Source organism: Nocardiopsis potens DSM 45234, from assembly GCF_000341105.1.
GTDB classification, from domain to species: domain Bacteria; phylum Actinomycetota; class Actinomycetes; order Streptosporangiales; family Streptosporangiaceae; genus Nocardiopsis_A; species Nocardiopsis_A potens.
The window spans coordinates 1-26,420 of sequence record NZ_ANBB01000066.1 but is presented as its reverse complement, the minus strand read 5'-3'; the positions used below and the strand labels follow the sequence as shown (position 1 = coordinate 26,420).

30 protein-coding genes are annotated in these 26,420 nt (G+C 73.5%); 11 read left to right on the top strand and 19 right to left on the bottom strand.

Annotation, left to right across the window (positions count from 1 at the left end; translation table 11 throughout):
- Position 1: 1 nt before the first annotated feature.
- On the top strand, positions 2-1,366 hold the full coding sequence (locus tag D459_RS0125815; protein WP_017595893.1) for a sensor histidine kinase: 1,365 nt from the start codon (positions 2-4) through the stop codon (positions 1,364-1,366).
- Positions 1,367-1,480: 114 nt separating this feature from the next.
- On the opposite strand, the gene D459_RS36280 is transcribed toward D459_RS0125815, so the two are convergent.
- The 4 genes from D459_RS36280 to D459_RS33895 form a co-directional block, all read right to left on the bottom strand.
- A complete protein-coding gene (locus tag D459_RS36280) occupies positions 1,481-1,684 on the bottom strand; it encodes a hypothetical protein (protein ID WP_017595892.1) in 204 nt (67 codons plus the stop codon).
- 166 nt (positions 1,685-1,850) lie between these two features.
- A complete protein-coding gene (locus D459_RS33905; protein ID WP_017595891.1) occupies positions 1,851-2,915 on the bottom strand; it encodes a hypothetical protein in 1,065 nt (354 codons plus the stop codon).
- A complete protein-coding gene (locus tag D459_RS33900; RefSeq protein ID WP_017595890.1) occupies positions 2,912-3,550 on the bottom strand; it encodes a hypothetical protein in 639 nt (212 codons plus the stop codon). The genes D459_RS33905 and D459_RS33900 overlap by 4 nt, the downstream gene beginning before the upstream one ends.
- Positions 3,517-3,861: a hypothetical protein gene (locus tag D459_RS33895; protein ID WP_051065543.1), complete on the bottom strand. Its 345-nt coding sequence runs from the start codon at positions 3,859-3,861 to the stop codon at positions 3,517-3,519. The genes D459_RS33900 and D459_RS33895 overlap by 34 nt, the downstream gene beginning before the upstream one ends.
- Positions 3,862-4,170: 309 nt before the next feature.
- Between D459_RS33895 and D459_RS32825 the strand changes: the two genes are divergently transcribed.
- On the top strand, positions 4,171-4,617 hold the full coding sequence (locus D459_RS32825) for an SRPBCC family protein (RefSeq protein ID WP_161634178.1): 447 nt from the start codon (positions 4,171-4,173) through the stop codon (positions 4,615-4,617).
- 199 nt (positions 4,618-4,816) lie between these two features.
- On the top strand, positions 4,817-5,497 hold the full coding sequence (locus D459_RS0125790) for a response regulator (RefSeq protein ID WP_017595888.1): 681 nt from the start codon (positions 4,817-4,819) through the stop codon (positions 5,495-5,497).
- Between the two features lie 61 nt (positions 5,498-5,558).
- On the opposite strand, the gene D459_RS33890 is transcribed toward D459_RS0125790, so the two are convergent.
- Together D459_RS33890 and D459_RS0125780 are read right to left on the bottom strand one after the other, a co-directional pair.
- Positions 5,559-5,933, bottom strand: a complete 375-nt coding sequence (locus tag D459_RS33890; RefSeq protein ID WP_017595887.1) for a hypothetical protein — start codon at positions 5,931-5,933, stop codon at positions 5,559-5,561.
- A gap of 85 nt (positions 5,934-6,018) precedes the next feature.
- Positions 6,019-7,746 (bottom strand): GAF domain-containing sensor histidine kinase, encoded by a 1,728-nt coding sequence (locus tag D459_RS0125780; RefSeq protein ID WP_026120765.1) that lies wholly within the window; start codon positions 7,744-7,746, stop codon positions 6,019-6,021.
- A 298-nt stretch (positions 7,747-8,044) separates the two neighbouring features.
- Between D459_RS0125780 and D459_RS0125775 the strand changes: the two genes are divergently transcribed.
- On the top strand, positions 8,045-9,061 hold the full coding sequence (locus tag D459_RS0125775; RefSeq protein WP_026120764.1) for a hypothetical protein: 1,017 nt from the start codon (positions 8,045-8,047) through the stop codon (positions 9,059-9,061).
- A 344-nt stretch (positions 9,062-9,405) separates the two neighbouring features.
- Positions 9,406-10,254 carry a hypothetical protein gene (locus D459_RS0125770; RefSeq protein WP_017595885.1) on the top strand — a complete coding sequence of 283 codons (849 nt, stop codon included), beginning with the start codon at positions 9,406-9,408 and terminating at the stop codon, positions 10,252-10,254.
- A gap of 561 nt (positions 10,255-10,815) precedes the next feature.
- On the opposite strand, the gene D459_RS0125765 is transcribed toward D459_RS0125770, so the two are convergent.
- Positions 10,816-11,076, bottom strand: a complete 261-nt coding sequence (locus D459_RS0125765) for a Txe/YoeB family addiction module toxin (protein ID WP_017595884.1) — start codon at positions 11,074-11,076, stop codon at positions 10,816-10,818.
- Entirely contained in the window at positions 11,073-11,324 is a 252-nt protein-coding gene (locus tag D459_RS0125760) for a type II toxin-antitoxin system Phd/YefM family antitoxin (protein WP_017595883.1), read from the bottom strand. Before D459_RS0125760 ends, D459_RS0125765 begins: the two co-directional genes overlap by 4 nt.
- Positions 11,325-11,595: 271 nt before the next feature.
- Between D459_RS0125760 and D459_RS0125755 the strand changes: the two genes are divergently transcribed.
- Genes D459_RS0125755 through D459_RS0125745 form a run of 3 tightly spaced genes read left to right on the top strand, consistent with a single transcriptional unit; the run spans position 11,596 to position 13,120 of the window.
- Positions 11,596-11,976 (top strand): VOC family protein, encoded by a 381-nt coding sequence (locus D459_RS0125755; protein ID WP_026120763.1) that lies wholly within the window; start codon positions 11,596-11,598, stop codon positions 11,974-11,976.
- A gap of 38 nt (positions 11,977-12,014) precedes the next feature.
- On the top strand, positions 12,015-12,530 hold the full coding sequence (locus tag D459_RS0125750; RefSeq protein ID WP_017595881.1) for a hypothetical protein: 516 nt from the start codon (positions 12,015-12,017) through the stop codon (positions 12,528-12,530).
- On the top strand, positions 12,527-13,120 hold the full coding sequence (locus D459_RS0125745) for a class IV adenylate cyclase (RefSeq protein ID WP_017595880.1): 594 nt from the start codon (positions 12,527-12,529) through the stop codon (positions 13,118-13,120). The genes D459_RS0125750 and D459_RS0125745 overlap by 4 nt, the downstream gene beginning before the upstream one ends.
- Here the strand turns inward: D459_RS0125745 and D459_RS0125740 are convergent.
- Positions 13,111-13,659 carry a DapH/DapD/GlmU-related protein gene (locus tag D459_RS0125740; RefSeq protein WP_017595879.1) on the bottom strand — a complete coding sequence of 183 codons (549 nt, stop codon included), beginning with the start codon at positions 13,657-13,659 and terminating at the stop codon, positions 13,111-13,113. The two genes, D459_RS0125745 and D459_RS0125740, sit on opposite strands and share 10 nt — an antisense overlap.
- 40 nt (positions 13,660-13,699) lie before the next feature.
- Positions 13,700-14,686: a LysR family transcriptional regulator gene (locus D459_RS32815; protein ID WP_017595878.1), complete on the bottom strand. Its 987-nt coding sequence runs from the start codon at positions 14,684-14,686 to the stop codon at positions 13,700-13,702.
- Positions 14,687-14,849: 163 nt separating this feature from the next.
- Here D459_RS32815 and D459_RS0125730 point away from each other — a divergent pair, with 163 nt between their 5' ends.
- A complete protein-coding gene (locus tag D459_RS0125730; protein ID WP_017595877.1) occupies positions 14,850-15,425 on the top strand; it encodes a dihydrofolate reductase family protein in 576 nt (191 codons plus the stop codon).
- Positions 15,426-16,609: 1,184 nt separating this feature from the next.
- Here D459_RS0125730 and D459_RS0125725 read toward each other — a convergent pair.
- Positions 16,610-16,801, bottom strand: a complete 192-nt coding sequence (locus D459_RS0125725; protein ID WP_017595876.1) for a DUF397 domain-containing protein — start codon at positions 16,799-16,801, stop codon at positions 16,610-16,612.
- A gap of 10 nt (positions 16,802-16,811) precedes the next feature.
- Positions 16,812-17,642, bottom strand: coding sequence for a helix-turn-helix domain-containing protein (locus tag D459_RS0125720; RefSeq protein WP_017595875.1), 831 nt, complete (start codon positions 17,640-17,642; stop codon positions 16,812-16,814).
- A gap of 226 nt (positions 17,643-17,868) precedes the next feature.
- Here D459_RS0125720 and D459_RS33885 point away from each other — a divergent pair, with 226 nt between their 5' ends.
- Both D459_RS33885 and D459_RS0125710 read left to right on the top strand, forming a co-directional pair.
- Positions 17,869-18,375, top strand: coding sequence for a hypothetical protein (locus tag D459_RS33885; protein WP_051065542.1), 507 nt, complete (start codon positions 17,869-17,871; stop codon positions 18,373-18,375).
- Positions 18,372-18,617: a hypothetical protein gene (locus tag D459_RS0125710; protein WP_017595874.1), complete on the top strand. Its 246-nt coding sequence runs from the start codon at positions 18,372-18,374 to the stop codon at positions 18,615-18,617. The genes D459_RS33885 and D459_RS0125710 overlap by 4 nt, the downstream gene beginning before the upstream one ends.
- Positions 18,618-18,707: 90 nt before the next feature.
- Here the strand turns inward: D459_RS0125710 and D459_RS0125705 are convergent, their stop codons facing one another.
- The 7 genes from D459_RS0125705 to D459_RS32800 form a co-directional block, all read right to left on the bottom strand.
- Positions 18,708-20,027, bottom strand: a complete 1,320-nt coding sequence (locus D459_RS0125705) for a L,D-transpeptidase (RefSeq protein WP_017595873.1) — start codon at positions 20,025-20,027, stop codon at positions 18,708-18,710.
- 220 nt (positions 20,028-20,247) lie between these two features.
- On the bottom strand, positions 20,248-21,801 hold the full coding sequence (locus D459_RS0125700; protein WP_017595872.1) for an LCP family protein: 1,554 nt from the start codon (positions 21,799-21,801) through the stop codon (positions 20,248-20,250).
- 268 nt (positions 21,802-22,069) lie between these two features.
- Entirely contained in the window at positions 22,070-22,321 is a 252-nt protein-coding gene (locus D459_RS0125695) for a GlsB/YeaQ/YmgE family stress response membrane protein (RefSeq protein WP_017595871.1), read from the bottom strand.
- 127 nt (positions 22,322-22,448) lie between these two features.
- Entirely contained in the window at positions 22,449-23,189 is a 741-nt protein-coding gene (locus tag D459_RS36420) for a hypothetical protein (protein WP_040711090.1), read from the bottom strand.
- A gap of 220 nt (positions 23,190-23,409) precedes the next feature.
- Positions 23,410-24,996, bottom strand: a complete 1,587-nt coding sequence (locus tag D459_RS0125685; protein WP_026120760.1) for a sodium/solute symporter — start codon at positions 24,994-24,996, stop codon at positions 23,410-23,412.
- A gap of 41 nt (positions 24,997-25,037) precedes the next feature.
- Positions 25,038-25,421 (bottom strand): DUF485 domain-containing protein, encoded by a 384-nt coding sequence (locus D459_RS0125680; RefSeq protein ID WP_081620706.1) that lies wholly within the window; start codon positions 25,419-25,421, stop codon positions 25,038-25,040.
- Positions 25,422-25,530: 109 nt separating this feature from the next.
- A partial coding sequence (locus D459_RS32800; RefSeq protein ID WP_017595868.1) for a sodium:solute symporter family transporter occupies positions 25,531-26,420 on the bottom strand: 890 nt, incomplete at its 5' end.

Here is a 26,420-nt window from a genome sequence, read left to right as displayed (position 1 = left end):
GGTGGCCGGGGCCGCCGTGCGCGGCGGGGTCCGCCGCCGCCTGGTGCTGCTCTCCGTCCTGGTGACCGGGATCGCGCTCGCCGCCGGCTCGGTCGGCGGCGTACTGGCGCTGAACGAGGCGCTGAACCGCTCCTCCCACACCGCGCTGGCGTCGGCCGCCGCCCAGATCGAGGACGGCCTCGGCGCGCCCGAGCCGAAGTGGAAGCCTCCCCGCAAGGTCGACCTGGCGCAGCTCATCGGCCCCGGCGGTCGGCCCGTCCGGGGCTGCGGCAGCCCCGCCTCCGACTGCGCCGACCCCGCCGCGGACCTCTCCGCCGGGCCGCTGGCCGGGCCGCCGCCCGCGCCCGGCGAGACGGTGGAGGGCCGCACCCCCGGCGGCCTGTTCGTGCTGGCCCGCGGGGTCCGCTTCGACGGGGCCGACCACGTCCTGGTGGTCGGCGTCTCCTCCCGCCCGGCCGACGCCGCGCTGCGCACCGCGGCGCTTCTCATCGCCGTCGCCGTCCCGCTGATCCTGCTCCTGGTGGCCGCCGCCGCGCACGCCCTGGCCGGCCGGACCCTGGCCCCGGTCGAGCGGATCCGCGAGCGGGTCGCCTCCATCGGGGAGGGCGGCGACCTGACCCGGCGGGTGCCCGAGCCCGGCGGCGGCGACGAGATCTCCCGCCTCGCCACCACCATGAACGCCATGCTCGCCCGGCTGGAGGCCGCCCAGCGCAACCAGCGGCGCTTCGTCGCCGACGCCGGGCACGAGCTGCGCAGCCCGCTCACCACCGTCACCGGGATCCTGGAGCTGGCCCGGCGGGACGGCGGCCGCCTCGACCCCGGGGCCCTGCGCACCGCCGACGAGGAGCTGGGGCGGATCCGGGTGCTCGTGGACGACCTGCTGCTGCTCGCCCGCACCGACGAGAGCGGCCTGGGGCTGCGGCGCGAGGAGGTGGACCTCGACGACGTCCTGGACGGCGAGCGGCTGCGGCTGCGCGCGGCGGCCGGCCCGGACGTGGAGGTGAGCGCGGTCCTGGAGCCGGTGAAGGTGGCCGGCGACCGGGACGCGCTGGTGCGGCTGGCGCGCAACCTGGCCGACAACGCGGTGCGGCACGCGCGGCGGCGGGTCGTGCTGACCGTGCGCGCGGAGGGGGAGGAGGCGGTCGCGGAGGTCGCCGACGACGGGCCGGGGGTGCCCGAGGAGGAGCGGGCCCGGGTGTTCGAGCGGTTCGTCCGGCTGGACTCGGCCCGCGGCCGGGAGTCCGGCGGGGCCGGGCTGGGGCTGGCGATCGTCGCCGGGATCGCCCGGGAGCACGGGGGGAGCGCGGAGGTCACCGGGGCCCCGGAGGGAGGCGCACTCTTCCGGGTGCGCCTCCCCCGGGCCTGACGCCGGCCCCGGGGCGGGGGCGCGGCCGCGGGGGACCGGAGGGAACGAGGGGAAGGAGCCCGCGGCCGCCGTCCGGGCACCGCCCGTCCGGGGCCGGCGCCAGGACGGGCGGGGTCAGCAGTCGTCGCCGGAGGAACCGCTGCCGCCGGACTCCCCGCCGGAGCCCTCTGCCTCGTCGGAGGGGTTCTGCACGTCCTGCACCACGGGCTCCTGCGGGGCCTCCGGGGCGGCGGTGGCCGCGTAGGCGGTCCCGGCCGCGCCCGCCCCGAGGGGGAGGACGATCAGCGCGGCCAGAGCCAGCTTCTTCTTCAGATCCATACCGCTCCTTACTGAAGCCGCCGGTGTCCCTCACCGGCGGCTCCACCGTGGAGCACGGCCGCTGAGATCCCTCTGAGCGGTTCTCAGCGGGCTCTAAGCCGCCGTACCGCACAGTGGTGACCGGGCTCGGCGGAGAGCTCCGGCGGGCCCGGCCGCCGCGGGCGGGTCAGGGGCCGTTCAGGGTGTAGGGGTGCACCCGGAGGGTCGAGTCGAGCGGGTAGAACCAGGGGTCGACCCCGCCGGCGTCGTCCGGGTCGGCGGCGTAGAGCCACTCGTAGTCGGTGTCGGGGAAGACCCGGTCGGCGAAGATCTCCAGGGCCCGGACGACCTCGTCGGTGAGCAGGCCGTACAGGTCCAGGACGGTCTCGGCCTCCTCCAGCAGCAGGCCCAGCGCCAGCTCCTCGGCGGTGCAGCTCGGCTCGGGCGCGCCGCCGACCATGAACCGGCCGGTCATCGCCACCGCGGTGACCAGGAAGCGGCGGGCGAAGGAGGCGTCGTAGCAGTGCGCGAACCCCTCCGGAAGCCGGTCCAGCTGGAGCAGGACGGCCTCGCAGTCCACCCCGGTGGCCTCCTCGGAGCCGAGGATCTCCAGATCGTGGAAGAGCTCGTCGAGGAAGGTGTCGGTGCCGTGGACCAGCGCCCCCGCGGCCAGCTCGGCCGCCTCCAGGCCGACCGGGGAGCCCTCCTCGCCGGAGTGGCCGAACCACCCCGGGCCGAACGAGGCCAGCGCCGGGGCGAGCGCCCGGATCCGCTCCGCCATCTTGGCGGTGAGCTCCGGGGACGGGCCGGGGAGCAGCGCGGCGGGATCCTCGCCGGAGGCCTGGGCGTGCCGGGCGCGGCGGGCGCCGATGTCCTCCGGCGGCGCGTCCGGGCCCTCGGCCGCGGCCAGGCTCTCCCGGGCCAGGTCCTCCTGGAGCTGCACCTCGCAGCTGTGCAGGCGCCACTCCTCGAACGCCGCGGTGTTCCGGAGCACGTCCTCGCAGAGCAGCCGGACGGCCTCCTCGGCGGGTTCCAGGGCGGGCGCCTCGACGCCCACGGTCAGCAGCGCCCCGCCCGGGCGGAGCGCCACGACGAAGTCCTCGACCAGCACCTGGAGCCCGCCGGGGCCCTCCATGCCCTCGGCCCGGGCCAGCGCGCCGGACAGCAGCGACATGGCCCCTTCCCGCTGGAGCGGGTCCATCTGGAAGAGCTCCGGCGGGCTCTGCACGTCGGCGGTGACGGTGTACCTCACCCGTTCATCCTGCCCCACGCCGCGCGCCTCCGCCATCGGCGGGGCGGACCCCGCGGGGCGGGCGCTCGGCCCCCGTCGCGCAGCGCGGCGAAGAACCGGCGCACGTCACCGGCCAGCAGGTCGGGGACCTCGTAGGCGGCGTAGTGGCCGCCGCGGTCGAACTCGGTCCAGGAGCGCAGGTCGTGGTCGTGCTCGGCGAAGGCCCGGACCGTCGGGAGGCCGCCGGGGAACTGGGCCGCCGCCAGCGGGAAGTCCGACCGGTCGGCGGCGGGGTGGCGCATCTCCTCGGCGTAGATGCGCAGCGCCGAGCCGGCGGTGCCGGTCAGCCGGTGCACCGAGGCGTGTGTCAGGGTCGCCTCGGTGTCCAGGCCGTGCTCGTGCATGGCCTGGGCGTTCCAGCCGAGCAGGCCGACCGGGGAGTCGCACAGCGCGTGCGCCGGCGTCTGCGGCTGCTGCCCCTGGACCATGCCGTAGGAGGCCTCGTTCTCCAGGTAGCCGCTCCGCGCCTCCATCGCCGCCCGGTCCCGCGGGGAGAGCCGCTCGACCAGGCCGGGGGCGTCCTCGGGCGGCTCGCACCAGGCCTGCGTGACGTGCGCGCCGATCACCCGGTCCGGTGCGATCCGGCCGAGCTCCACCGAGACGCCGGCCCCCGGTCGTTGCCGAGCGCGCCGAACCGGTCGTAGCCCGGCCGGGTCATCGGCTCCAGCCAGGCCCGGGCGATCCGCTGCACGCCCCAGCCGGTGTCCGGGGCCGGGCCGGAGAAGCCGAACCCGGGCAGCGAGGGCAGCACCGGGTCGAAGGAGACCCCGGTGTCCAGGCCGTACCGGGCCGGGCCGCTGAGCGGCCCCAGCACGTTCGGGTACTCGTAGCCCGAGCCGGGCCGGCCGTGGCTGAGCACCGGCGGGATCGCCCCCGGCAGCGGGGAGCGGACGTGCAGGAAGTGCACCCGGGTGCCGTCGCGACCGTCGTGTACTGCGGGTGCTCGTTCGGCCGGGCCGGATCTCGGTACCGTCGCTCATCGCTTCCGCTCCTCTTCCCCCGTATCGGACATCTCCGGTGCAGATGGGCGAGGCGGCCCCTTCTCATCGGTAGGGCTCATCGGCGGGGCCCGCCGACGGGGAGCGGTACGAGGCGGAGCGGATGGCCATGATCGAGGAGTGAGCGCGGCCCGGACCGCCGGTCCGCCGGGGCTTGTGCCGCCCCGGCGGACCGGCGACACTCGGTGGGGTCCGGGCACGGCGGAGAGGGGCACCGGGTGATCCACGTCCGCACGATCGCGATCGACGCGCCTCCGGCGGAGGTGTGGCGGATCCTGTCCGAGGTCGGGCTGTGGCCGGAGTGGCTGCCCACCGCGGAGTGGATCCAGGTGGAGGGCGGGCCGCTGCACGAGGGGCAGCGGGTCCGGCTCAAGCAGCCGGACCGGGCCCCGGTGGGCTACCGGGTCGCCGAGGTCCGGCCGGGGGAGGCCTTCACCTGGGGGCGGAGCGGCCCCCTCTACCGGGAGCAGGCCGGCCACCGGGTGGAGCCGGACGGCGCCGGCGGCTCGCTGGCCACCCTCGCGTTCCGGCTCTCCGGCCCGCTCGGCGACCTGGCCGGGCGGATCGGCGCGGAGAAGGTCCGCGGCATGGTCGAGCAGGAGGCCGCCGCCCTGAAGGAGCGCGCCGAGGCGGGCCGCGCGCGGCGCCCGGCCCGGGACCGCTGAACGAGGGGCCCTTCTCTCCCCGATGATCGGTGGAGGGGCCGGGCGAACGGGGCGCGGATGCCCCGATCGGGACCTTGGCCCCGGGGCATTGGTGCCGTTCGGCGTCCGGCGCGTACCTGCGGGGTATTAACGTCGTTTGCGTCGATGCCGCCGGCGGGTCCCGCCGCCGGGGCCTCCAGCGGACCGGAGAGGGGAGCCCATGGCGTCCGGTGCTGCCACGCAGCCGATCAAGGTGTTCCTGGTGGACGACCACGAGGTCGTCCGCCGAGGCGTGTCCGCGCTGCTGGAGGGGGAGCCGGACATGAAGGTGGTCGGCGAGGCGGGCACCGCGGAGCAGGCCCTGGCCAGGATCCCCGCGGCCTCGCCGGACGTCGCGGTGCTGGACGTCCGGCTGCCCGGCGGATCCGGGGTGAGCGTCTGCCGGGAGATCCGCTCGGCGCGCCCGGAGATCTCCTGCCTGATGCTGACCTCCTACGCCGACGACGAGGCGCTGTTCGAGGCGGTGCTGGCCGGCGCGGCCGGCTACGTGCTCAAGCAGATCCACGGCGCCGACCTGGTGGGCGCGGTGCGCACCGTCGCCTCCGGCGGCTCGCTGCTGGACCCGGGCAGCACCGGCAGGGTGATGGAGCGGCTGCGCAGCACCCCGGCCGAGCCCGACCCGCTGGCCGAGCTCAGCCCGCAGGAGCGGCAGATCCTCGACCTGATCGGGGAGGGCCTGACCAACCGGCAGATCGGCGAGCGCCTTTACCTCGCGGAGAAGACGGTGAAGAACTACGTCTCCAGCCTGCTGTCCAAGCTCGACCTGAAGCGCCGCACCCAGGCCGCGGTGCTCGTCGCCGAACTGCGCACCCGAAACCGCCCGGACCGCGAACCCTGGTGACCGGATCCCGGTGACCGGGCCCCGGTGACCGGGGCGGCCGCCGGCGCGCCCCGCGGGCCGGTCAGCCGAGCGCGTCGATCCGCCTCCGGGACCGCTCGGCCTGCTCCCTGCTCACCAGCAGGCCGTACCCGCTCCACGCCAGCAGGGCGAGCAGGAGGACCGCGTAGTACAGGGTCCTCCCGGTCCAGTCGCCGGTCAGGGCCGCGTTCCCCAGGGCGGCGCCGAGCAGGGCGAGGAGGAGCAGGACCGCGGTCCACCCCAGGCGCAGGGCGGCCCGGTGCACGCCCAGCCGCTCGCGTTCGGCCTCCAGCGGGGCGAGCTCGCGGCGCCGCTCCCGGGCGTCGATGGCGGCCCGGGCGCGGCCGGACCGCCTCGCGGCGACGGCGATGCCGATGCCGCAGGCCAGACCGGTCAGGGGGAAGAGCAGCTCGAACACGCGGACCTCCGGGGAAGGGGGGCGGGGACCGTATCCCCGTTCCCGGGATCGCGGGCTTCGAACACGCCGCGGCCCCCGGCCGGACTCAGCGCAGGCCGGCGGGCTCGGTTCGGGCGGTGCCGGCGGGGAGCGGGACCGACCAGAGCAGCACGGTGCCGCCGCCCGGGGCCCGCTCGGCGGAGAACGAGCCGCCCAGGCCGGCGGCGCGCTCGTCCAGGTTGCGCAGGCCGCTGCGGCGGCCGCCGGGCTCGATGCCGCGGCCGTTGTCGGTCACCTGGAGGGTGACCCGGTCGTCCACGTCCACCGAGACGTGCACCTCCGAGGCGCGGGCGTGCCGGGCGACATTGGACAGCGCCTCGCCGAGCACCGCGAGCAGCTGCTCGGCGACCGGGTCCGGGACCGAGGCGTCGATCGGCCCCTCCAGCCGCACGCCCGGCTGGCAGCCCAGGGAGCGGGCCGCCCCCTCGGCGGCGGCCAGGATCCGGCCGCGCAGCGAGGTGTCCCGCCGGCTCGGCGGGGTCTTCAGCGCGAACACCGTGGACCGGATCTCCCGGATGGTCTCGTCCAGGTCGTCGATGGTGTGCCGGACCCGCTCCCGGGCGTCGTCGTGGTCGATCAGCCGCACCGTGCTCATCAGGCTCATCGCCGAGGCGAACAGCCGCTGGATGACGATGTCGTGCAGGTCCTTGGCGATCCGGTCGCGGTCCTCCAGCACCGCGAGCCGCTCGGTGTCGCGGCGGGCGTCGGCCAGCTCCAGGGCGAGCGCGGCCTGCCCGGCGAAGGCGCCCATCATCTGCCGGGTGGGCTCGGCGAACGGGGCCCGCCCGGTGCGCTTGCCGAGCAGCAGCACCCCGCGGGTGCGGTCCGGGGTGCCCAGCGGGACCAGCAGGCCGGGGCCGAAGCCGCGGTGGGTCAGCATCGGGCAGTTGGCCTGCCGCAGGTCGGGGATGGACACCGCGTCGCCGTCCCGGTAGCAGGAGCCGCACGCGGTCTCCTCGATGACCAGCCGGGTGCCCAGCACCTCCTCGGCCACCGGGCCGTCGGCGGTGTCGGCGACCAGCTCCACGCCGCGCGGCTCGGGCAGCAGCACCACGGCGACGTCGGCGCCGGACAGCTCCCGGGCGCTGCGCGCCAGCAGCGCCAGCACGGCGCGGCCGTCGTCCCCGGAGAGCAGCCGGGTGGTGATCTCGGTGGAGGCGGTCAGCCAGCGCTCCCGGGCCAGGGTCTTCTCGTACAGCCGGGCGTTGGAGATGGCCACGCCGGCGGCGGTGGCCAGCGCGGTGACGATCGACTCGTCGTGCGCGTCGAACCGGCCGCCGCCGCGCTTCTCGGTCAGGTAGAGGTTGCCGAACACCTCGCCGCGGACCTGGATCGGCACCCCGAGGAAGGAGCGCATCGGCGGGTGGTCCGGCGGGAAGCCGATGCTCTCCGGGTGGTCGGTGAGGTCCTGCATGCGCAGCGGCCCGTGCTCGGTGGAGGGGACGGAGAGGATGCCGCGGCCGTGCGGGAAGCGGCCCACCCGGTCCACCTGCTCGGGGCTGAGGCCGACCGGGATGAACTCGCTGAAGCCGCCGTCCTCGCCGAGCACCCCGAGCCCGGCGTAGCGCGCGTCGGCCAGGTCCGCGGCGGCCTGGGCGAGCCGGCGGAGCACGGTGGCCAGGTCGAGGTCCCCGCCGATGGAGAGCACCGCTTCGAGCAGGGCGTGCACCCGGCCGCGGGAGGAGAGCTCGTTCTGCAGCCGCGAGTTCAGTTCGGAGAGGAGTTCGTCAAGGCCGGTTCGAGGGGTCTCTGGGGGCTCGGGCACTTCGTCGATACCTCCGGCCGTAAACGCTATCGCTCCTCGACGCTCCGCACCGCGCAAACTACAGCCCGGAAAGGCGTTCCGGTTTCGGCCCTGGGCCTTCTTCCGGCCGGGACGTCCCGGAGCCCGGTCTTCCGGACGGAAATTCAGCGGGTTCGGGGTCGTCCGTATCGAGGATCATGCTACGGTCGCGTTCAGCCGGGTGCGGACGTCCGGCCGACGCCGGCCCCATGGCCTCCGGCCATCCCCGTCCGCCCGGACTCCCTCCGCTTTCCCGACCCGCTTTCCCGACCCGACCGAGGACGGCCCCGTGCAGCGCAAGGACCGGCTCCCAGGCGCACCGAGCGCCGCGGCCGTCCTGCGTGCCCGCGCGGGGTCGCTGCTCGGCCGGGCTTTCTGCGTCGCCGGGATCGCCGCGGCCGCCTGGCTGACCGGTTCCGCCGCGGCCTCCGCGGCCGACCTGCCGGACACCCCCGGGGCCCCGGCCGCCGGCTCCGCCGTCGGCCACGCCGACCGGGACCGGCAGGCGGCGCCCTCGGAGGAGGCCGCCCCCGAGGCGCCGCAGGCCCCGCAGACCCCGGCGGCCGAACCCGCCGCGGAGCGGCCCCGGCCCGCCCTGCTGCTGGACACCCTGGTCGCGGAGGGCCCCGAGGCGGCGCCCGCGGAACCGGCGGGCGCCGGTGGGCACGGCCCGCAGACCGGGGCGGTGCAGGCCACCGCCCGCTCGGCAGCCGAGGCGGTCGACGCCGCGGTGGGCGCGGTCGGCGACGCCGGCCGGAACGTCCGCACCGGTGCGCCCGACCGGCCCGAGGCGCCCGCGGTACCGCCGTCCGCGCTGCCGCACGCCCCGGCCGGGCTCGGCCACGGCCTGGTCTCCGCCGTCGCCGGCGGCCTCCAGGGGATCGACCGGCCCGAGACCGCCGCCCCGGCGCCCGGAGAGGAAGGCGGGCGCCGGGACGGTGACGCCGCGGAGCAGGCCCGCGGGGAGGGCGGCGCCCAGCGCGCCGGCCGGCCCGCACCGGCCGCCGCTCCCGCCTGCGCGGGGACCCCCGCCGCGATGCAGGACCGCGCCCCGGGCGCGGCCGCCGCCGAGCGCGGGCTGCGCGCCGCCGAGCCGTCCGGCACCGCCCCGGCCGAGCCGGGCGTGCAGCGGACGGCCGCCGCGGCCACCGCCCAGCAGGGAGCCGCGGCGCCGCTGGGCGTCCCCGGCTACCCGCCGTCCGCCGTGGACCTGGTCCCGGCCGGCGGCCACCCCGCCGAGGCGGTCCGCCCCGGCGACCCCGCTCCGCAGGACCCGGCCGCGGAGCCGTCCTTCTCCCCGGACTAGGCGCCCCGCCGAGCGGGCCGCGCCTCCGAGTCGCGCCCGCCGCGCCCGTCCTCCCTTCTGGCAGCACGTTCCGCTTCCCAGACGCCGGCGCTGGGGGCCGACGTGAGCCCCTCCCGAAAAGCAGGGGTTCACGCCGGTCGGCGGTCCGCCAGATCCGCCGGACGGTCCCGGAGACCCGCAGACCGCGTCCGCCAGGCGCGGCCCCAGGCCCCCGGGAAGCGCACCCCACCCACCCGGAAGCACCCCGTCCCCAGGCCAGGGGCGCGGTCGTACCGGGCGGAGCGCTCCGCCCGATCCCCACGTAAACGATGCGAGACAAACGCAATCCGGAAGGATCGTTCACAATGTTCCAGTTCGCTCGGAGCTCCGCGAAGGCCGTTCTGGTGGCGGCGGGAGCCGCCGGCTTCGTCGCCCTGGGCGCCGGCACCGCCGGCGCCGCCACCGCACCCTCCCTGACGGACCCGGCCACCGACCAGGTCGGCGCCATCGCCGGCGAAGTGGTGGGCACGGCGCTCGACGGTCGGCTGCCCGAGCTGCCCAAGCTGGCCACCACCCTGCCCGCCCCGGACACCCGCAACGTCGCGGTGCCGGGCGGCGACGTGTCCCACGTCGGGCCGCAGCTGCACGAGGGCCTGACCGCGGTGGACGGCGCGGTGGAGGACGTCCGCACCGCGACCGCTCCGCGCACCCCCCAGCTCTCCCCGGCCGAGGTGCCGCAGGGCGGGCCCGCCGGCGACCTGGCGGGCGTCGGCCCGAAGGCCGGCGAGGCGCTGCGCGGCACCGTGAAGAGCGCCATGGACATGGTCATCTACATGGAGCAGGACGACCCGCGGAAGCTGCTGGAGGACGACGGGGACAAGACCGAGCGGCAGGCCGCCGAGGCGCTGCCGGGGGCGGTCGCCGAGCCGGTCTCCGAGGTGGCGCCCGCGCCGGTCACCGAGGCGCTGCCCGAGCCGGTCGGGACCGTGGACGAGGCGGTGCGGTCCACCCTGCCCAGCACCACCGCCCAGCTGGACCGGGTGGCCGCCGAGCCGCCGGTCTCGGTGGACGAGGACGCGGTCGCCCAGACCGCCGAGACCCTGCAGGACCCGCTGGCCGTGCTGCCCGAGCCGCCCACCGTGCCGCAGTCCGACGGCGGGGCGCTGGAGGACGCCGGCATCTCCGTCGGCGGCCCGCTCGGCACGCTGCTGTAAGCCCCCGGGGTCGCGAGACCCCGGGCGCGTCCCCCTCGCGGGGGCGCGGCGGGCTCCCCTCCGTTTTCAGCGGGCCGCCTCCGTCCGGCGGCCCCGGCGAGGGGAGGAGCGGTAGGGGAGCCCGCCCCACAGGCCGTGCGCACCGCCTTTCCGCCGGAAGGCGGGGCGCACGGGCCCGGACGGCGCTTCGGCCGCCCGGGCCGGTCGCCGCCCGCGATCATTCCGCTGGGATCGCGGGCGGCGCACCTTCCCCGGAACGAGGGGGCGGGGATCGAGCGGCCCCGCCCCCTCCCGGCGCTCACGCCCCCGGCTCTCCTCCGATGATCTTGACGTTGCGGGGGTATCAGGGCGCCCCGATACCCCCGCAACGTCAAGATCATCGCCTTGGGGCAGGGTGGTCGCTGTTTCCGTCCCCACCGCCGCGGTCATGGGCCGAGGCCGCCTATCGGGCCCACCGGCGGCCGGATCGGTCGCCGGCGAGCCGCGGCGACGCGTCGATGCAGGTGGTGTTCTCGGGGCGACGTCGGTCGTTCGGCCGCTTCGAACACTGGACCGCGGAGGTCATTTCCCGTAGTGGTATCTGCAGGCGGCGATGCGGATCTCGTCCTCGCCCAGCTTGTACACGAGTCGGTGCTCATCGGTGATACGGCGTGACCAGTAGCCCTGGAAACCGTGTCGCAGCGGCTCCGGCTTTCCGAGGCCTTCGTTGCCGTTACGGGAGATGTCCTTGATCAGCGTGTTGATGCGTTTGAGGATCTTTCTGTCCTGGCCTTGCCGCCAGACGTAGTCCTCCCAAGCGCTCTCCGCCCAGACCAGCCTCACTCGCTCAGCTCCCGCTCGATCCCGCGATCGGCCTCGAGTTCCTCGATCGCGGTCACGAGGCGCCGAGCGTTCTCAGGGCTGCGCAGAAGGTAGGCGGTCTCCTTCAGGGTCTCGTATTCGGAGAGAGCCATCATCACCACCGGCTCGCGCCCTGCTCTGGTGATGACGAGCTCTTCTCTGTCATCGATCACGGAGTCGAGAGCGGCGGCGTAGTTGGCGCGGGACTCGGAGTAGGTCATGGTCTTCACGTCTCAGCCTCCCGTAGCGCACCTGAACTCACCTTTATTGTACAAGAAATTGTACGTATTGGTTCGAGGTGGGCGGTCGGCCTCGCCTGCCACCGTCCCGGCTGAGCGCTGCGTCGCCTCGGCGGCCGGGGCCGTCGTTCGGGGCGGGCCTGAAACCGCTTCACCCGCGCCCGTTCCGTTCGGTACAGTCGTGCGGCTTCTTTCCCGCCGGGGACCGCGGGACTCCGTGTGCGCTCCCGGCGGCCCCCTGGAATGAGAGTGGGTTCGGCCAATGGCAAGCCGTATCAGTGAACTCGTGCTCGGTTGCCGCGACCCCGAGGCGCTGGCGCGCTTCTGGTGCGAGGTCCTGGACTTCGTCGTGCTCGACCGCGAGGACGGCGAGATGGTGGAGATCGGGCCGCGCGAAGGGTTCGGCGGTGCACAGCCGACGATCATCCTCAGCCGCAGGGACGAGCCGGAGCCCGGGAAGACCCGGCTGCACATCGACGTCAACGCCGTCGACCGCGACCAGGACGACGAACTCGAGCGCCTGCTCGAGCTCGGTGCCCGCCCGGCCGACATCGGGCAGACCGGCGAGGAGCCGTGGCATGTCCTCGCCGACCCCGAAGGCAACGAGTTCTGCCTGCTCAGGGCCCGCCTTGCTGCGCTCTGACGCTGAATCGGCCGCCCCGGCGCCCTTCTGGAGCCCGCATGGGTGAGGGGGAGGGGCGCAGGGGAGGAGAGGCCGCAGCGCTCTCCGGATCCGGGCAGGGGCCCGAAGCCCCCGGCAAGGGCGGCAAGCGGTCGCGGGTCCCCGCCCGGTGGAGGCGGCCGCTGGGCTTCGCCGGCACCGCGGTCCTCGGCTGGGTGTGGTTCTACCCCTGCATCGCGATCATGGTGCTCTTCCTGGGCCTGCTCTTCGAGCCCCAGCACACGGGCGAGGCCGAGTCCGAGGCGCTTTCGCTGTGGCTCCTCGCGGTCGGCATGGTGTTCGCCCCGGTGGCGGTGCCGGTGCTGCGGTGGGCGGGGGCGGAGCGGCCGGTCCGGACCCTGGGGATCGCGATGCTGGCGTCCTCACTGGTCCTGCTCGTCATCGTGCTCCCGGTCGCCGCCCCCTTGATCGACTGGGAGTCGGCGGCGCCGTTCGTGGTCTTCTCGTCCGCGAGCTCGCTGGTCTTCCTCGCCACCGCGGCCCTGGCCGCGAACCGGAAGGAACCCCCGACGTGAGCCGTACCTTCATCGAGTACGAGGCCAAGGTCCTCGACATCGACCCCGAGGCCCTGGCCGCCAGGATCCTGGCCGAAGGAGGGGAGCCGGCCGGCGAGGCCCTGCAGCGGCGCTACGTCTACGACATCGAACCCGGTGACGAGGGGCGCTGGATCCGGCTGCGGGACACCGGGTCGGCGGTCACGCTCACCGTGAAGGAGATCGACTCCGACGAGATCGGCGGCACCCGGGAGACCGAGGTCGAGGTCTCCGACTTCGCCACCGCCGATGCCCTGCTCGGCAAGCTCGGCTACCGGCCCAAGGCCTACCAGGAGAACCACCGCCGCAGCTTCACCCTGCAGGGCGCCCGGCTGGAGATCGACTCCTGGCCGCTGATCCCGCCCTACCTGGAGATCGAGGCCGCCGACCGGGACCAGGTGGTGCGCACCGCCGCCCTCCTCGGGTACGGGGAGGAGCGGCTGACCGGGGAGAACACCACCAAGGTCTACGCCCGCCACGGCATCGACCTGGCGGCCGTCACCGACCTCCGCTTCCCGGAGCAGGAGGAGGCCGGCGGCGGCCTATGGCCGGCCCGGTCCCATCACCACTGACGGTTCACGGTCGCCTTGGCGCCGGTGACCAGGGTGGCCGGGGGGACGTCCTCGGCCACCACCGCGCCGGCGGCGACCACGGAGTCGCGGCCGATGCCGACGCCGGGCAGGATCGTGGCGCCCGCGCCGATCCAGACGTTCTCCGCGATGTCGATGGGCGCGGAGTTCACCCACTCCTTCCGCTCCGCCGGGTCGATCGGGTGGCCGCCGGTGATGAAGGTGGCCTTCGGACCGATCATCGTCTTCTCGCCGATCCGGATCCCGGCGTAGTCCAGGAACGTGCAGTTCTGGTTGATGAACACCCGCTCCGCGAGGTCCAGGTTGAGCCCGTGGTCGGTGTAGAACGGCGGGTAGATGGTCACCCCCGCCGGCAGCGGCCCGCCGAGGATCTGCTCGAACAGCTCCGCCTTTCCCGCCTCGTCGTCGAAGGGCAGCACGTTCAGCCGCGAGGTGAGCTCGGTGACCTGCATGACCCGTTCGACCATGGCCTGGAATTCGTCACCGTGAATGCGCATGAAGCGTTCGTTGGGCTTGGGCATGGAAGATCCTTCTCTCCGGTTCGGTAGGGACGGACGGGGTTCAGCGGGGGGCGGCGGGGCCGCCGTCGTCGCCGCCGCGGTCGCCGCCGCCGTGGCGCGGCGCCGGCGCCCAGGACGGGCGCCAGACCTCTCCGGGGATCCCCGGCAGGCCTTCGAGGTGGGCGATGATCCCGCGGAGGCCCGGGTGCGGGTTGCTCCTCGGCAGGATGAGCGAGAGCGGGTACGCGAGGACCGGGTTCACGATGGGGATGCGGCGCAGGTCGTGCCCGGCCGGCCAGATGTACCGGTCGCGCGCCCCGACGAAGGTGGCCACGTCCGCGGATTCCGCGAGGACGTCCAAGAGCACCTCGTCCCCGAAGTGCGGCCCCGCCGCGTCGATGCGCAGGTCGAAGCGGGCGGCGAGTTCGTCGTAGAACTCCGCCCACTCGCTCCGGGGCACGATGCCGGGCACCCAGATCCGGTGTTTGCGCAGCTGGGCAGGGGTCAAGGCGCGCGCGGAGGCGAGCGGGTGCCTCGGGCCGGCGAGGAGTTCCAGCGGGGAGTCGAACGCGTGGATCATCCGCAGGTCGGACGGGAGCGCGGCCGGGTCGGTGACGCTGCGGAACGAGGCGTCGACGTCGCCCGCTTCGACCGCGGCGGCCGCGGCGCGCGGGTCGGTGTCCTTGAGGGCCACCACGTCGAGGTCGGTGCGGGGGTGCGAGCGCCAGTAGTCGTGCAGGACGGCGGCCTGCGCGCTCCGCCGGCCGAGGACGTCGATCCGGAGGGCCCGGGAGCCGGGCCGGACCGCGGCGACGGCGCGCTCGACCTCCGCGACGATGCTCCGGGCGTGGGGGAGGAGGGCCTGGCCGTCGGGCGTGGTCTCGACCCCTCGGGCGGTGCGGGTGAACAGGCGGACTTCCAGCTCGCGCTCCAGGGCGGCGATCCGCTTGGAGACGGCCTGCTGCGTCACGCCCAGCTCGTCGGCGGCGTGCTGCAGGCGCCCGAGCTCGGCGGCCCGGACGAAGGTTCGCAGTGCTTCGGTGTCCACGGGAGCACCCTAGGAGTGCACAACCGATCGTTGTGGCTCGTCAGGGGGCGGTTGTTCGGCGGGGCGGGCCCGTTCCGGCGGGGGTGGCGGGGCCTGATGTCGGAGCCTGTCCCTACAGTGTCGGATCAGGTCGTCCGACCGAGGGAATCGAACGGAGATCGCCATGGCGCGAGAGCTGGTCTACACGGGGTTCATGTCGCTGGACGGCGTCGTGGACTCGCCCGGGGGAACGGCCGAGGGGCACCGCAGCGGCGGATGGGTGATGCAGACGCCGTTCGTGCCGGAGGCGTACTCGCTGAAGGGCGAGGAGATCGAGGAGACCTCGGCGCTGATGTTCGGGCGCCGCAGCTATGAGGCGTTCGCTCCCATCTGGCCGAAATCGGAGGACCACGCGGCCTACAAGGAGCTGCCGAAGTACGTCGTGTCCGGCTCGCTGGGCGACGACGAGCTGGTCGGGGACTGGGGGGAGATCACGATCCTGCGGTCCACCGAGGACGTGGCGGAGCTCAAGCGGGGCGAGGGCGGGGCGATCTTCATCCACGGCAGCGCGGAGCTGGCGCGCCGCCTGGCGGAGGCGGACCTGATCGACCGCTACAACCTGCTGGTCTTCCCGGTTCTGCTGGGGGCGGGGAAGAGCATCTTCAGCCGCGAGGACCGGGAGAAGCAGAACCTGTCCCTGCGCGAGTCGGAGAGCTACGGGAACGGCGTGGTGAAGGTCGTCTACGACGTCGTGCGCTGAGGTCTCACTGGGCCCGGCGGTCGCCATCCGGATCGTTGATGGGAGAGGCCCGCCTACGCCTCCTCCTCCGAGCGCTTCCCGGTGCCGCCTCCCCCCTTCTCCCATCCAGCGTCCCGACCGGGCGCGGCGCCCCACGGGGCACAGGTCAAGACGGGCGGCGACGGCGGGGAGGGGGACCGGCTGGTCGGTCAGGCGCGGCGCCCCGCGGAGCGAAGGTTCAGGCTGGCAGCGACGGCAGCGGTGGGGGCGGGGCGGGCGCCTCACCCGGGCGCGGCGTCTCGCGGGGCGGGGGTTCAAGCCGGCGGCGACGGTGGGGAGGGGGCGGGGCGGCCGCGTTCACCAGCCCGGCGCGTGCTCCTGGCGGGAGGAAGCGGTGTCCCTGCGGCGCGGCCGGGCCGCCCGCACCCACCAGGGGGTCATATCCCCTATGCCGGGTTTGCATCGAGGATCGGGCGGGGGCGGGGTGCCCTGCGCACCTCCGCAGCACCCCGATTACATCTACCAGCGAGTAGTAAGCCCCGAAGCCCTCACCGCCCCCTCCCCGGTTACCCAGAGTGGCCAAGGCAGGTCCTCCCGGCAGGGCAAAAGCGACATCCCACCCCCAACTCCCGCCCTTCCCGGGTTCCGGCCCCCTGCTTTCCGGTCTTACGGGTGGCTCGAACCCCCGATCGCCGACCCGATCGAGGCGATTCGGGGCTGCCGGGGGCCGATCCGGGCCGGGATGCGCGCCCGGGAATCACCGGGGTGCTCTCGCGGTGCGCAGGGCGCCCCACCCCACCATCACCGTGGGTATTCACCCAGGTCAGAGAGGGGTGGTGGTTTCCGGAGCGGCCGGCCCCGGCGCCGGGGCGGCGCGTGCGCGGCGATCCCGACGCCCCTGCCCGCTCTGCCGCACCTGACCGGCCGCCCCGACCCCCTCCCGCCGTCGCTGCTTGCTTGAACCTTCGCTCCGCGGGGCGCCGCACCCGACCGACCGGCCGGTCCCCTCGCCACCCTCGCCGCCCGTCTGAACCCCCGCTCCGCGAAACGCCGCGCCCGGCCGGAACGCTGGACCACTGATGGGAAAGGGCGGGCTTTTCCCATCGCTAGGCGCAGCGTCGCGGAATGTGTACTATGCGTGTGGGATGTTTTGGTGAACACGAAGACGGCCCCGGCGGGCAGCCGGGGCCGTCTTCATGTTCGGGCTACAGCTCGCCGGCCTTCAGGGCATCGAGGAAGGCACGCCATTCAGAGGCGCTGAACTCAACATGCCCCAGGTGGCGGTTCTGGCTGTCGCGGACAGCGGTCACCGTCCCTTCTGCCACCTCTACGCAGTTCTCCTGCTTGGCGGAGCTGTAGCTGCTCTTATGGAATGAGTTTTGATAAATAGCGGGCATCTCGGACCTTCTATGTGATCGCGTCCAGCCGAGCTTGGATGAGCGCCCGAGAGTCGTCCACCGACAGCGCAGAAGACTGCGCATAGCCATACAGAAGCTCGTATCGGCGCAGCTGGTCGGCGTCTTCCAGGAACAGCTGATCTTCAGGTGTTTCTATGTACACGACGCTCGGATCATCCGGGAAATCAAGGATCACGAAGCTCCCGGCCATGGCGGCATGGATGCCCAGTCGATCCGGAAGCACCTGGATGCGAAGGTTCGAACGCTGGACGTCCAGCAGGTACTGCAGTTGGCCGGCGAGGTCCGGAGTGATCTTGCGGAGCGCTGACTCATCGATGATCGCCCAGAAGGTCGGAGCATCGGGGCGCGTCAAAATCTGCTTGCGCAGCATGCGGGCTTCAACGCGACGCTCGATCTCATCCTCGTCGGTGACGCCGCCGCCGCGGATGACGGCACGAGCATACTCTTCGACCTGGAGCAATCCGGGGATGAGCAGGGATTCTACCGAGCGGATGGCTGAGGACTCGGTCTCCAGGCCAACGAAGGCGCCCTTGCCGAGAGCGTCGGAGTAGGAGACCCACCAGCCGCGTTGGCGGGCCTGCTTTGCGAGGGCCAGGTAGGCCTCGCGTTCAGCGGGGTCGGTGACCTTGTAGACGTCGAGCAGTATTGAGATGTCCTTCGGGTTGGGGCGAGTCCACTCGTCTCGCTCCATGCGAGTGAGCTTCCCTCGCGAGAACCCGGCCTTCTTTGTGGCCTGCTCCGAAGTCAGCTTGTTGGCCTCGCGGAGCTCGCGAAGCTTCCGCGAGAGCCTCTTCCTGCGCACTGTCGGGCTACCGGCCATGTCCCCCCTCTCCCGCTGAGCGTTGCTTTTGGCCGTTGATCCTATGCCCGAGACCCCGGAACCAGACATTTCGTGCGTTGCTCACCCTCTAGCGTGGGGGCATGATCTGAATGTGTGTCTACTTCAAAAGTTAGCATTGCAAGTTTGAGTGCACTGGTGCACTATAGCGTTCACCCGATGTAACAGCCGCCCCTCCCAGGCGGCATCCATCCCGAGGAGGTCGCTGATGCGGCTCTCACTGCTCCTGTCCTTCCTGGCCTGGCTGCCCGTCTGCCGGTTCCCGGCCTGGGGCCCGCCCGGACGCCACCGCGCCACCCGCCGCACCGCACCCGCGTCCGCCCCGAGGCCCGCCCCGGAGCCGGCGGAGCCCGAGCCCGACCCGGCCCCCGCGCCTGCGGTGCGGGGCGAGGCCGAGCCCTCGCCCATCCGCCCCTACACCCGGTGGCAGATCCCGGACTACTCCGCCCTGTGCGACCTCACCCTGCGCCACAAGAACCGCTGGAGCCTGAGCTACAAGGACGGCCAGGACGCCTGCTACGTCGCCACCTCACTGGTGGAGGACGGCGTCGTGGTGGCGGCCTCCTCCACCGACCTGCTCGACGCCGCGCTCACCGAGTTCACCCCCAGCCCGCGCGTGCGCGCCTACGCCGTCGACCCCCGGGCCGCCACCATGGCCCGCGAATCCGAGCAGCGACTCCTCGCCCGGATGATCCGAGAGGCGGCAGCCGCATGACCGCCGGACAGGGCACGCGCGTCCTCTACCCTCGGGTCCACCGGCCCGACCCCGTCACCGAGGCCGCCGACGCCCTCTACGACCGCCTCTCCGAGGCCCTGCGCGAACGCGGCCGCACGGTGGCCGAGCGCGCGCTCAACCAGCAGGTCGCCGACGACGCCTTCACCGCGCTCGACGAACACCTCCGCGCCGGCGGCCGACTGCCCACCCCCTGGAAGAGCGCGACCGGCCCACCGGCATGACCACCGGCCGCGAAGAGCGGCCATGAGAAAAGCGGCCCGCGACGCCTCCGCGTCGCGGGCCGCTCGATCGAGCAGCGGCAGGGCTCCGGCTCAGGCTCCGGCCTCCTGCTTCTCCTCCTGATCGCCCTCTTCGTCCTTCTTCTCCGTGCTGTGCGGGGAGCCGGCGGTGCCGGGCTTGCTCGTGTCGTCGGCCTTGCCCAGGGCGCTCTTCTCCACCCACTCGTCCCACGGCCGGACCCAGAAGCCCCAGCCGTTGTCGACCTCCATGTCGCGGCCGCTGTTCTTGACGTCGACCGGGTCGCCGGGCAGCGACTCCTCGTAGAACCAGCCGGCGTCGGAGACCGCCATGTTCACGCAGCCGTGGCTGGTGTTGGCCTCGCCCAGCTGCCCGTTCCAGGACGCCGCGTGCAGGAACTCCCCGGTGTCGGAGATCCGCACCGCGTACTCCACGAACTCCTCGTAGTAGCCGGGGTCGCCGGGCTTGACGCCCAGGGTGTCGTTGCTCATCCGGTAGTCGGTGTGCTTCTCCATGGTGAGGTGCACGCCGCTGCGGGTGATGAACTGGTGCTGGGTGTTCTGCCCCAGGCTGACCGGGAACTCCTTGATCTGCTTCCCGTCCCGCTCCACCGTCATGTGGTGGGTGTCGTTGTCGATCTCGGTGATCTGGGACCGGCCGACCTTCATCTCGAACGACGAGTTCTCCATGCCGTACACCCCGTCGGAGGACTCCACCCCGGCCAGGTTGAGGTCGACGGTCACGGTCTGGTTCGGCTCCCAGTACTCCTCGGTGCGGAACACCGCGCGCTTGTCGCCGAACCAGTTCCACGCGCCCTTGGCCGGCTTCTCCGAGGTGACCTCCATGGCCGCCTCCACCTGCGCCTTGTTCTCCACCGGCATGTCGAAGTCGATGATCACCGGCATGCCGACGCCGACCTCGGTGTCGGTGCTCAGGCCGCGCTCGAAGGTGTCGTCCTTGACCTCCAGCCGCTGGCCGTCCGGCGCCTCGGCGGCGACGAAGGAGCCGGTGGTCTCGGTCTCCTCGCCGTCGGCGTTCTCCGCGACCGCGGTGACCTCCACCTCGCTCCCCGGGATGAGCGTCCAGTGGCTGGTCCAGGTGCTCTTGTCCTTGTTCAGCGCACCGGTCATCGAGGTGTCGGGCTCGCCCTCCCCGGAGGGGTCGGTCTGCTCGACGGTCACGTCGGTGATCTCGCCGTTCTCCGCGCTGACGGTGATCGGTTCGCCGAAGGGGACCTCCTTCGCGCCGTCCTCGGGGGAGATGGAGATGACCGCGTCCTCCGCGGCGCCGGTCAGGTCGCCCTCACCGGTGCTGCACCCGGTGGCGAGGAGGACGGCGGCGGCACCGATCGCCCCGTGCTTCAGGGCGAGGGGAAAGGGGGAGCGGGGGGTCACTGATCCTCCAGGTCGTCTTCAAAGGGGGAACGGCGCGGCGGCAGCGGCGGGGGCGCCTCCGCACTCTGAGACTCGTGGGGCGGGCGATCGGTTCAGGGATATGCCGAATCAACCCGAAATAATCCACCGGACCCATTTCACCGCATCGGTCCAGGGCACGGAGCGGCAGGGGGCCCGGTGGCCGGATCCGGCCGGACGGTCGGTCCGGCCGGATCGGCTCTCACCTGCGGCTGTCCGCGGAGGACTCGTCCTCGGTGCCCTCGCCGAGCCCGTCCACGCACGGGTTCGCGGTGGCGTCGCGGCCCTCGATGCCCTCGTCCTCGGGGTCCTGCCCGTCGTCCAGCACGACCGGGAGGGAGAGCGGGCCGGACTCGGCGAGCGCGGGCGCCGGGCCGCTCGCCGGGTCCGGCTCCGGGACGTCCTCGCCGCGCTCCTCGCCCTCGTCGTCCTCGGGCTCCTCGCCGCCCTCGGACCCGTCGGTCTCCAGCCCGGTCTCCTCGACCGGGCGGTCCTCCTTGATCGCGGCGAACAGCCGGGCGGCGTCCTCCTCGCGCCAGATCACCCGGTTGGGGTCGGTGGGCGCCTGGGCCCACGGGACGGTGTAGAAGGAGATCTCGTCCAGCTCGGACTCGGCCAGCGTGGAGCCGAGCGAGACCATCGCGTCCAGCGTCAGGTCGCTGTCGGTGGCGGTGTGCGCGGAGACCGCGCGCAGCAGGCCGTCCAGCTTGCGCGGGTCGGTCAGCACGTCGCTGCTGGTCGCCTCGGCGGCCAGGGCGCCGAGGAACATCTGCTGCCGGTCGATCCGGCCGATGTCGCCGCCGTCGCCGATCTCGTAGCGGGCGCGGACGAAGGCGAGCGACTCCTCGCCGTCGAGCACCTGCTGACCGGCCTCCAGGTCGAGCTTGGACCGCTCGTCCTTCATCGGCTCGGGGATGCACATCGGCACGCCGCCGATGGCGTCCACCATGTCGCGGAAACCCACGAAGCTCAGGTGCGCGAAGTGGTCGATGCGGACGTCGGTGAGCGACTCGATCGTCTTCACCACGCAGGGCGGGCCGCCGTGGAACAGGGCCGCGTTGATCATGCCGTAGTAGCCGGTGGTGCCCTCGGTCTCGCCGTAGGCGTCGCACTGCGGGATCTGCACCAGCGAGTCGCGCGGGAAGTTCACCACGGTGACCCGGCTGTCCGGGGAGATGTGCGCCAGCATCAGCGAGTCGGACCGCTCGCCGACGAAGTCGCGGCCGCCGTAGGCCGCGTTCCCGTCCTCCCGGCCGTCGGAGCCGATGAACAGGATGTTGACGTCGTCGCCGATCTTCTCCGGCCGGTCCTCCTCGGCCAGCGCGCTGTCCAGGTCGTGCTGGACCATGTCGGCGCGGAGCGAGCGGTAGTAGCCGTAGGCGCCGGCCGCTCCGGCCAGCAGCACCAGGGCCATGCAGGCGGCGGTCCAGGCCACCACCCGGGGCCAGCGCCGGCGCCGGGGGGCGGGTGCGGCGGCGGCCGCCGGAGCGGCGGAGCCGGGCCCGCTCTCGGCGGGCTCCTCGTCGGCGGACTTCTCCTCGGAGGGCTCCTCGCCGGCGGACTTCTCTTCGGCGGGCGCGGCCGCTTCGGGCTCGGCGGGTTCGCTCTCGGCGGGCTCCTGCGGCTCCGCGGCGCCTTCCTCTCCGGCCGGGGCCGGGGTGCCTTCGGTGCCGCTGCCGCCGTTCGCGCTGTCCGTGCTCTGCGGGGCGTCCGCCTCGCCGTCGTTACCGGGCGTGCGGGCTTCGTCATCGGGCATGGAGGGGTTCTTCTCGACGAGAGGGCGTTGGGACGGGGCGTACCGGGCCCGCCGGGCGCCGGGGGAAGGGCTGCCGGGTCGGGGCCGGGCGGATCACAGCGCAGTGCGGCGGGGGCGTCCGCAGAACCGCCGGGGAAGGCGGTGAGGGAGATCCTACGAGATGGTCGGGCCCTAATGTGCGCGGGGGGCGCCCGAATTCGAGAACGGTGCCCGGAAACCCGGGGGAAAACCTCCGGGGGCGCGCCGCCGCGCCCCCGGAAGACCGAGGTCAGGCCCTGCGCGCATAGAGCCCGTCGACGAGGTAGACCAGCGCCGCGGCGACCACGATCTGCACGATCAGTACGAACAACCAGAAAGTCGAGAACAGCGAGGCGATCCACCCGCCGACGAACGCCGCGACGATGCCCAGCAGCAGGGTGAGCCAGATGGCGATGTGCTGCTTGCCGGGGACGATCAGCCTGCCGAGCGCGCCGATGATCAGGCCGACCACGATCGCGCTGATGATGCCGGTGATGGTCATGGAATCCCCCTCCGTCAGGTCGTCTCCCTTCGGGGATTCTTTCCGTACCGGCGGCCGGTAATGTCTCCCATCTGCGCTTTTACCGTTGCTGGACCCGTTGTGCCCCTGGTTTTGGGCGGGCGCGGGGTCAGTCGTTCCAGAAGTCGCTCTCCTCGGGGTCCTTGGTCTTGGACTTGGCGGTGCGGCGGCGCGAGGCGGGGCGCTCCTCGGTCTCGGTGGCGGCGGGGGACGCGGCGGCCGTGGCGGAGGCGGTGCCGGAGGAGGCCGCGGTGGAGCGCGGGCGCCGGCCCGGCTTGCGGGTGGCGGCCTTCTTCTCCTTCTCCTTGTCCGCGGCGGGCTCGGCGGCCGGGGCCGGGGAGGCGGTGACGGCGGGCGCCGGCGCGGGAGCGGGCATCGGCCCGCCGCCGGTGTGGATGTTCAGCGCCTCGTCCTCCACGGTGAGCATGCGCTGCATGGCCTGCGGCACCGCGGGCGGCCGCTCGCCGCGGTAGTGCGCGCCCAGCACCTCCAGGGCGTGGTCGCAGAGCATCCGGCGGCCGGCCTCCGGGCGCTGGCCGCTGAGCTCCTGCAGCTCGGGCAGGTGCAGCTCGCGCAGGAGCCGGACGGCGGCGCGGATCCGGTCCCGGACCCGCCGGTCGGCCACCGCGATGGAGAGCATCTCGGCCTCGGCCAGCCCGTCGGTGGGGCCGCCGCCCTCCAGGGCCGCGTCCCGTTCGGCGATGAACAGGGCGGTGAGCTGCCGGGTCGATTCGCGGGCGGCGGTGCGCGCCTCGCCGCGGTGCACGTGGCGGGAGTGCAGCCAGGTCACGGTCACGCTGCTGACCAGGCAGATTCCACCGCCGGTCAGCACGAGCAGGAATTCGTTCACGGGATCCTCCGGAAGGCGGGGGCGGGGCGCCGCGCGTGATCCGGCAGCATTCGCGAGCCGAGGGTGGATTGTCAAGTCCGAGCGGAAATGCACCGTCCGTCCACCGGCGGTTCGAGGACCGGAAATCCACAGGGTGTGGACAGGGTTCCGGAAAAGCGAAAGGGGGAGGGACGGGAATCGGATCCCCCGTCCCTCCCCGCGGAAACGGGGCGGTGCCGCGTCAGTGCGCGACGGCCTTTTCCGCGCCCGCTCCGGTGAGCGAGCGGACCTCCATCTCCGCCTGCTTCTTCGGGTTCCGCTCCGAGGAGAGCATCGTCCCCACCCAGCCGAGCAGGAAGGACAGCGGAATGGAGACGATCCCCGGGTTGCTCAGCGGGAACAGCGCGAAGTCGACGCCGGGGATCATCGACTTCTCGCCGCCGGACACCGCCGGCGAGAAGACGATCAGCAGCAGCGCGGCGCCCAGCCCGCCGTACATGCTCCACAGCGCGCCGCTGGTGTTGAACCGGCGCCAGAACAGCGTGTAGAGGATGGTCGGCAGGTTGGCCGAGGCCGCCACCGCGAAGGCCAGCGCGACCAGGAACGCCACGTTCTGGTTCTTGGCCAGGATGCCGCCGGCGATCGCCATGGCGCCGATCACCAGGGCGGTGATCCGGGCCACCTTGACCTCGTTGACCTGGTCGCTCGCCCCCCTGCGCAGCACGTTGACGTAGACGTCGTGCGCGAACGAGGCCGAGGCGGTGATGGTCAGGCCGGCGACCACGGCGAGGATGGTCGCGAAGGCGACCGCCGCGATGAAGCCGAGCAGCAGCGGGCCGCCCAGCGCCAGCGCGAGCAGCGGCGCCGCGGAGTTCACCCCGCCCGGCGCGCCGTTGATCTCGTCCGCGCCGACCAGCGCGCCCGCGCCGTACCCGAGCACCAGGGTGAACAGGTAGAAGAGCCCGATCAGCGCGATCGCCCAGACCACCGAGCGGCGCGCCTCCTTGGCGGTGGGCACGGTGTAGAAGCGCATCAGCACGTGCGGCAGGCCCGCGGTGCCCAGCACCAGCGCGACGCCCAGCGAGAGGAAGTCCAGCTTGGTCAGCCAGCTCTCGCCGTACTGGGCGCCGGGCGCGAGCAGCGCCTCGCCCTTGCCGTCCGGCCGGGCGGCGGCGTCGGCGAGCAGCTCGGACAGGTTGAAGCCGTGCAGCGCCAGCACCCACACGGTCATCGCCAGCGCGCCGCTGATCAGCAGCCCGGCCTTGATGATCTGCACCCAGGTGGTGCCCTTCATGCCGCCGATCAGCACGTAGACGATCATCACCACGCCGACCACGGCGATCACCACGTTCTGGCCGACCTCGCCCTCGATGCCGAGCAGCAGGTTGACCAGCGAGCCGCCGCCGGCCATCTGGGCCAGCAGGTAGAAGAAGGAGACCGCGAGGGTGGCGATGGCGGCCGCCGCGCGCACCGGGCGCTGCCGCATCCGGAAGGCGAGCACGTCGCCCATGGTGAACTTGCCGGTGTTGCGCAGCAGCTCGGCGACGAGCAGCAGCGCCACCAGCCAGGCCACCAGGAACCCGATCGAGTAGAGGAAGCCGTCGTAGCCGTTGATCGCGATGGCGCCGCAGATGCCCAGGAACGACGCGGCGGACAGGTAGTCGCCGGCGATCGCGAACCCGTTCTGCGGCCCGCTGAAGGACCGCCCGGCCGCGTAGTAGTCGGCCGCGGTCTTGGTGTTCCGGCTGGCGCGGAACACGATGAAGAGCGTGACCAGGACGAACAGTCCGAACACGCTCATGTTGAGCACCGGGTTGATCTCGGTGATGGTGCCGCCGGTGTCGGCCAGGAGGAGGGAGGCGGGGGTGGTCACTTCGTCTCCTCCAGTTCATGCCGGAGCTTGTCGGCGATCGGGTCCAGGCGCCGGTCGGCGTAGCGCGCGTACAGCCCGGTGATCACGAAGGTGGTGACGAACTGCAGCAGGCCGAAGACCAGGCCGACGTTGACGTTGCCGAACACCGGGGTGGCCATGAAGTCCGGCGCGTAGGTCGCCATCAGCACGTACAGCAGGTACCAGGTGATGAAGAAGGCGGTCAGCGGGAAGACGAAGACCCGCAGCCGCCGCCGCAGCTCGGTGAACTCCGGCCCGGACTGCACCTCCTCCCAGTCGCGCTCGGGCGCGCCTCCCACGTCGTCGTCGCTGGCGCTCACTTCGACCTCCAGGGGGATGGATGCGTGTGTTCCACGCCACATTAGAAACCGGGGCTCCCGGGCCGTCACCTCCCTTCGCCCGAACCGCCGCAGGGTGCGGTGAGCGGTCGACGAGCGGTCGCCCCGGCGCGACGAGCGGCATCCTCGGGGGTCAGCGCAGCGAGGGGCCGCGGTGGTCGTCGTCCAGGTGCAGCCGGAGCAGCGCGGTGCGCGCCCAGGCCGGCGGGCGGCCGGCCAGCGACACCCCGGTCATCACGGCGAACGCCAGCGGGACCGTCCACGGCGCGGGCTGGGCGACCAGCACCCCGGCCCAGCCTCCGGCCGGCGGCCCGAACAGCGCCAGCGCGATGGCCCCGGAGGAGGCCAGCAGCCCGGTCAGCACCCCGGCGAGCGCCCCGGCGGGGGTCAGCCGGGACCACCACACCCCGAGCACCAGCAGCGGGCAGAAGGTGGACGCCGCCACGGTGAAACCCCAGGTGACCAGCACTCCGGCGTCGATCTTCGCGGCGGCCAGCGCGAGCAGCACCGCCACCGGCGCGGCCGCCAGCACCGCCGCCCGCAGCCGGCGCAGCCCGCCGCCGGGCAGCAGGTCGTGGGCGAGCGCGCCGGCGATCACCAGCAGCAGCCCCATCGAGGTGGCCAGGAACGCGGCGAACGCGCCCGCGGTGAGCAGCGCGGTGAGCAGCGACCCCTGCCAGCCGCCGTCGACCTGCGCGGGCAGCGCCACCACCGCGGTGTCGGTGGCACCGGACAGGTACAGCTGCGGCACCAGCACCCGGGAGAGCGCTCCGTACACCCCGGGGAACAGGTAGAAGACGCCGAGCAGCGCCACCGTGATCGCCGCGGTGCGCCGCGCCGACCGGCCGTCCGGGCTGGTGTGGAAGCGCATCAGCACGTGCGGCAGGCCCATGGTGCCCAGCACGGTCGCGGTGAGCACCGCCAGGGTGCCCAGCAGCGGGTGGCCGGAGCCGTCCACGTCGAGCAGCGGCCGCTGCCAGTCCGGGCCGCCCGGCGGGGCGCTGCCCAGCACCTCGGGGACCC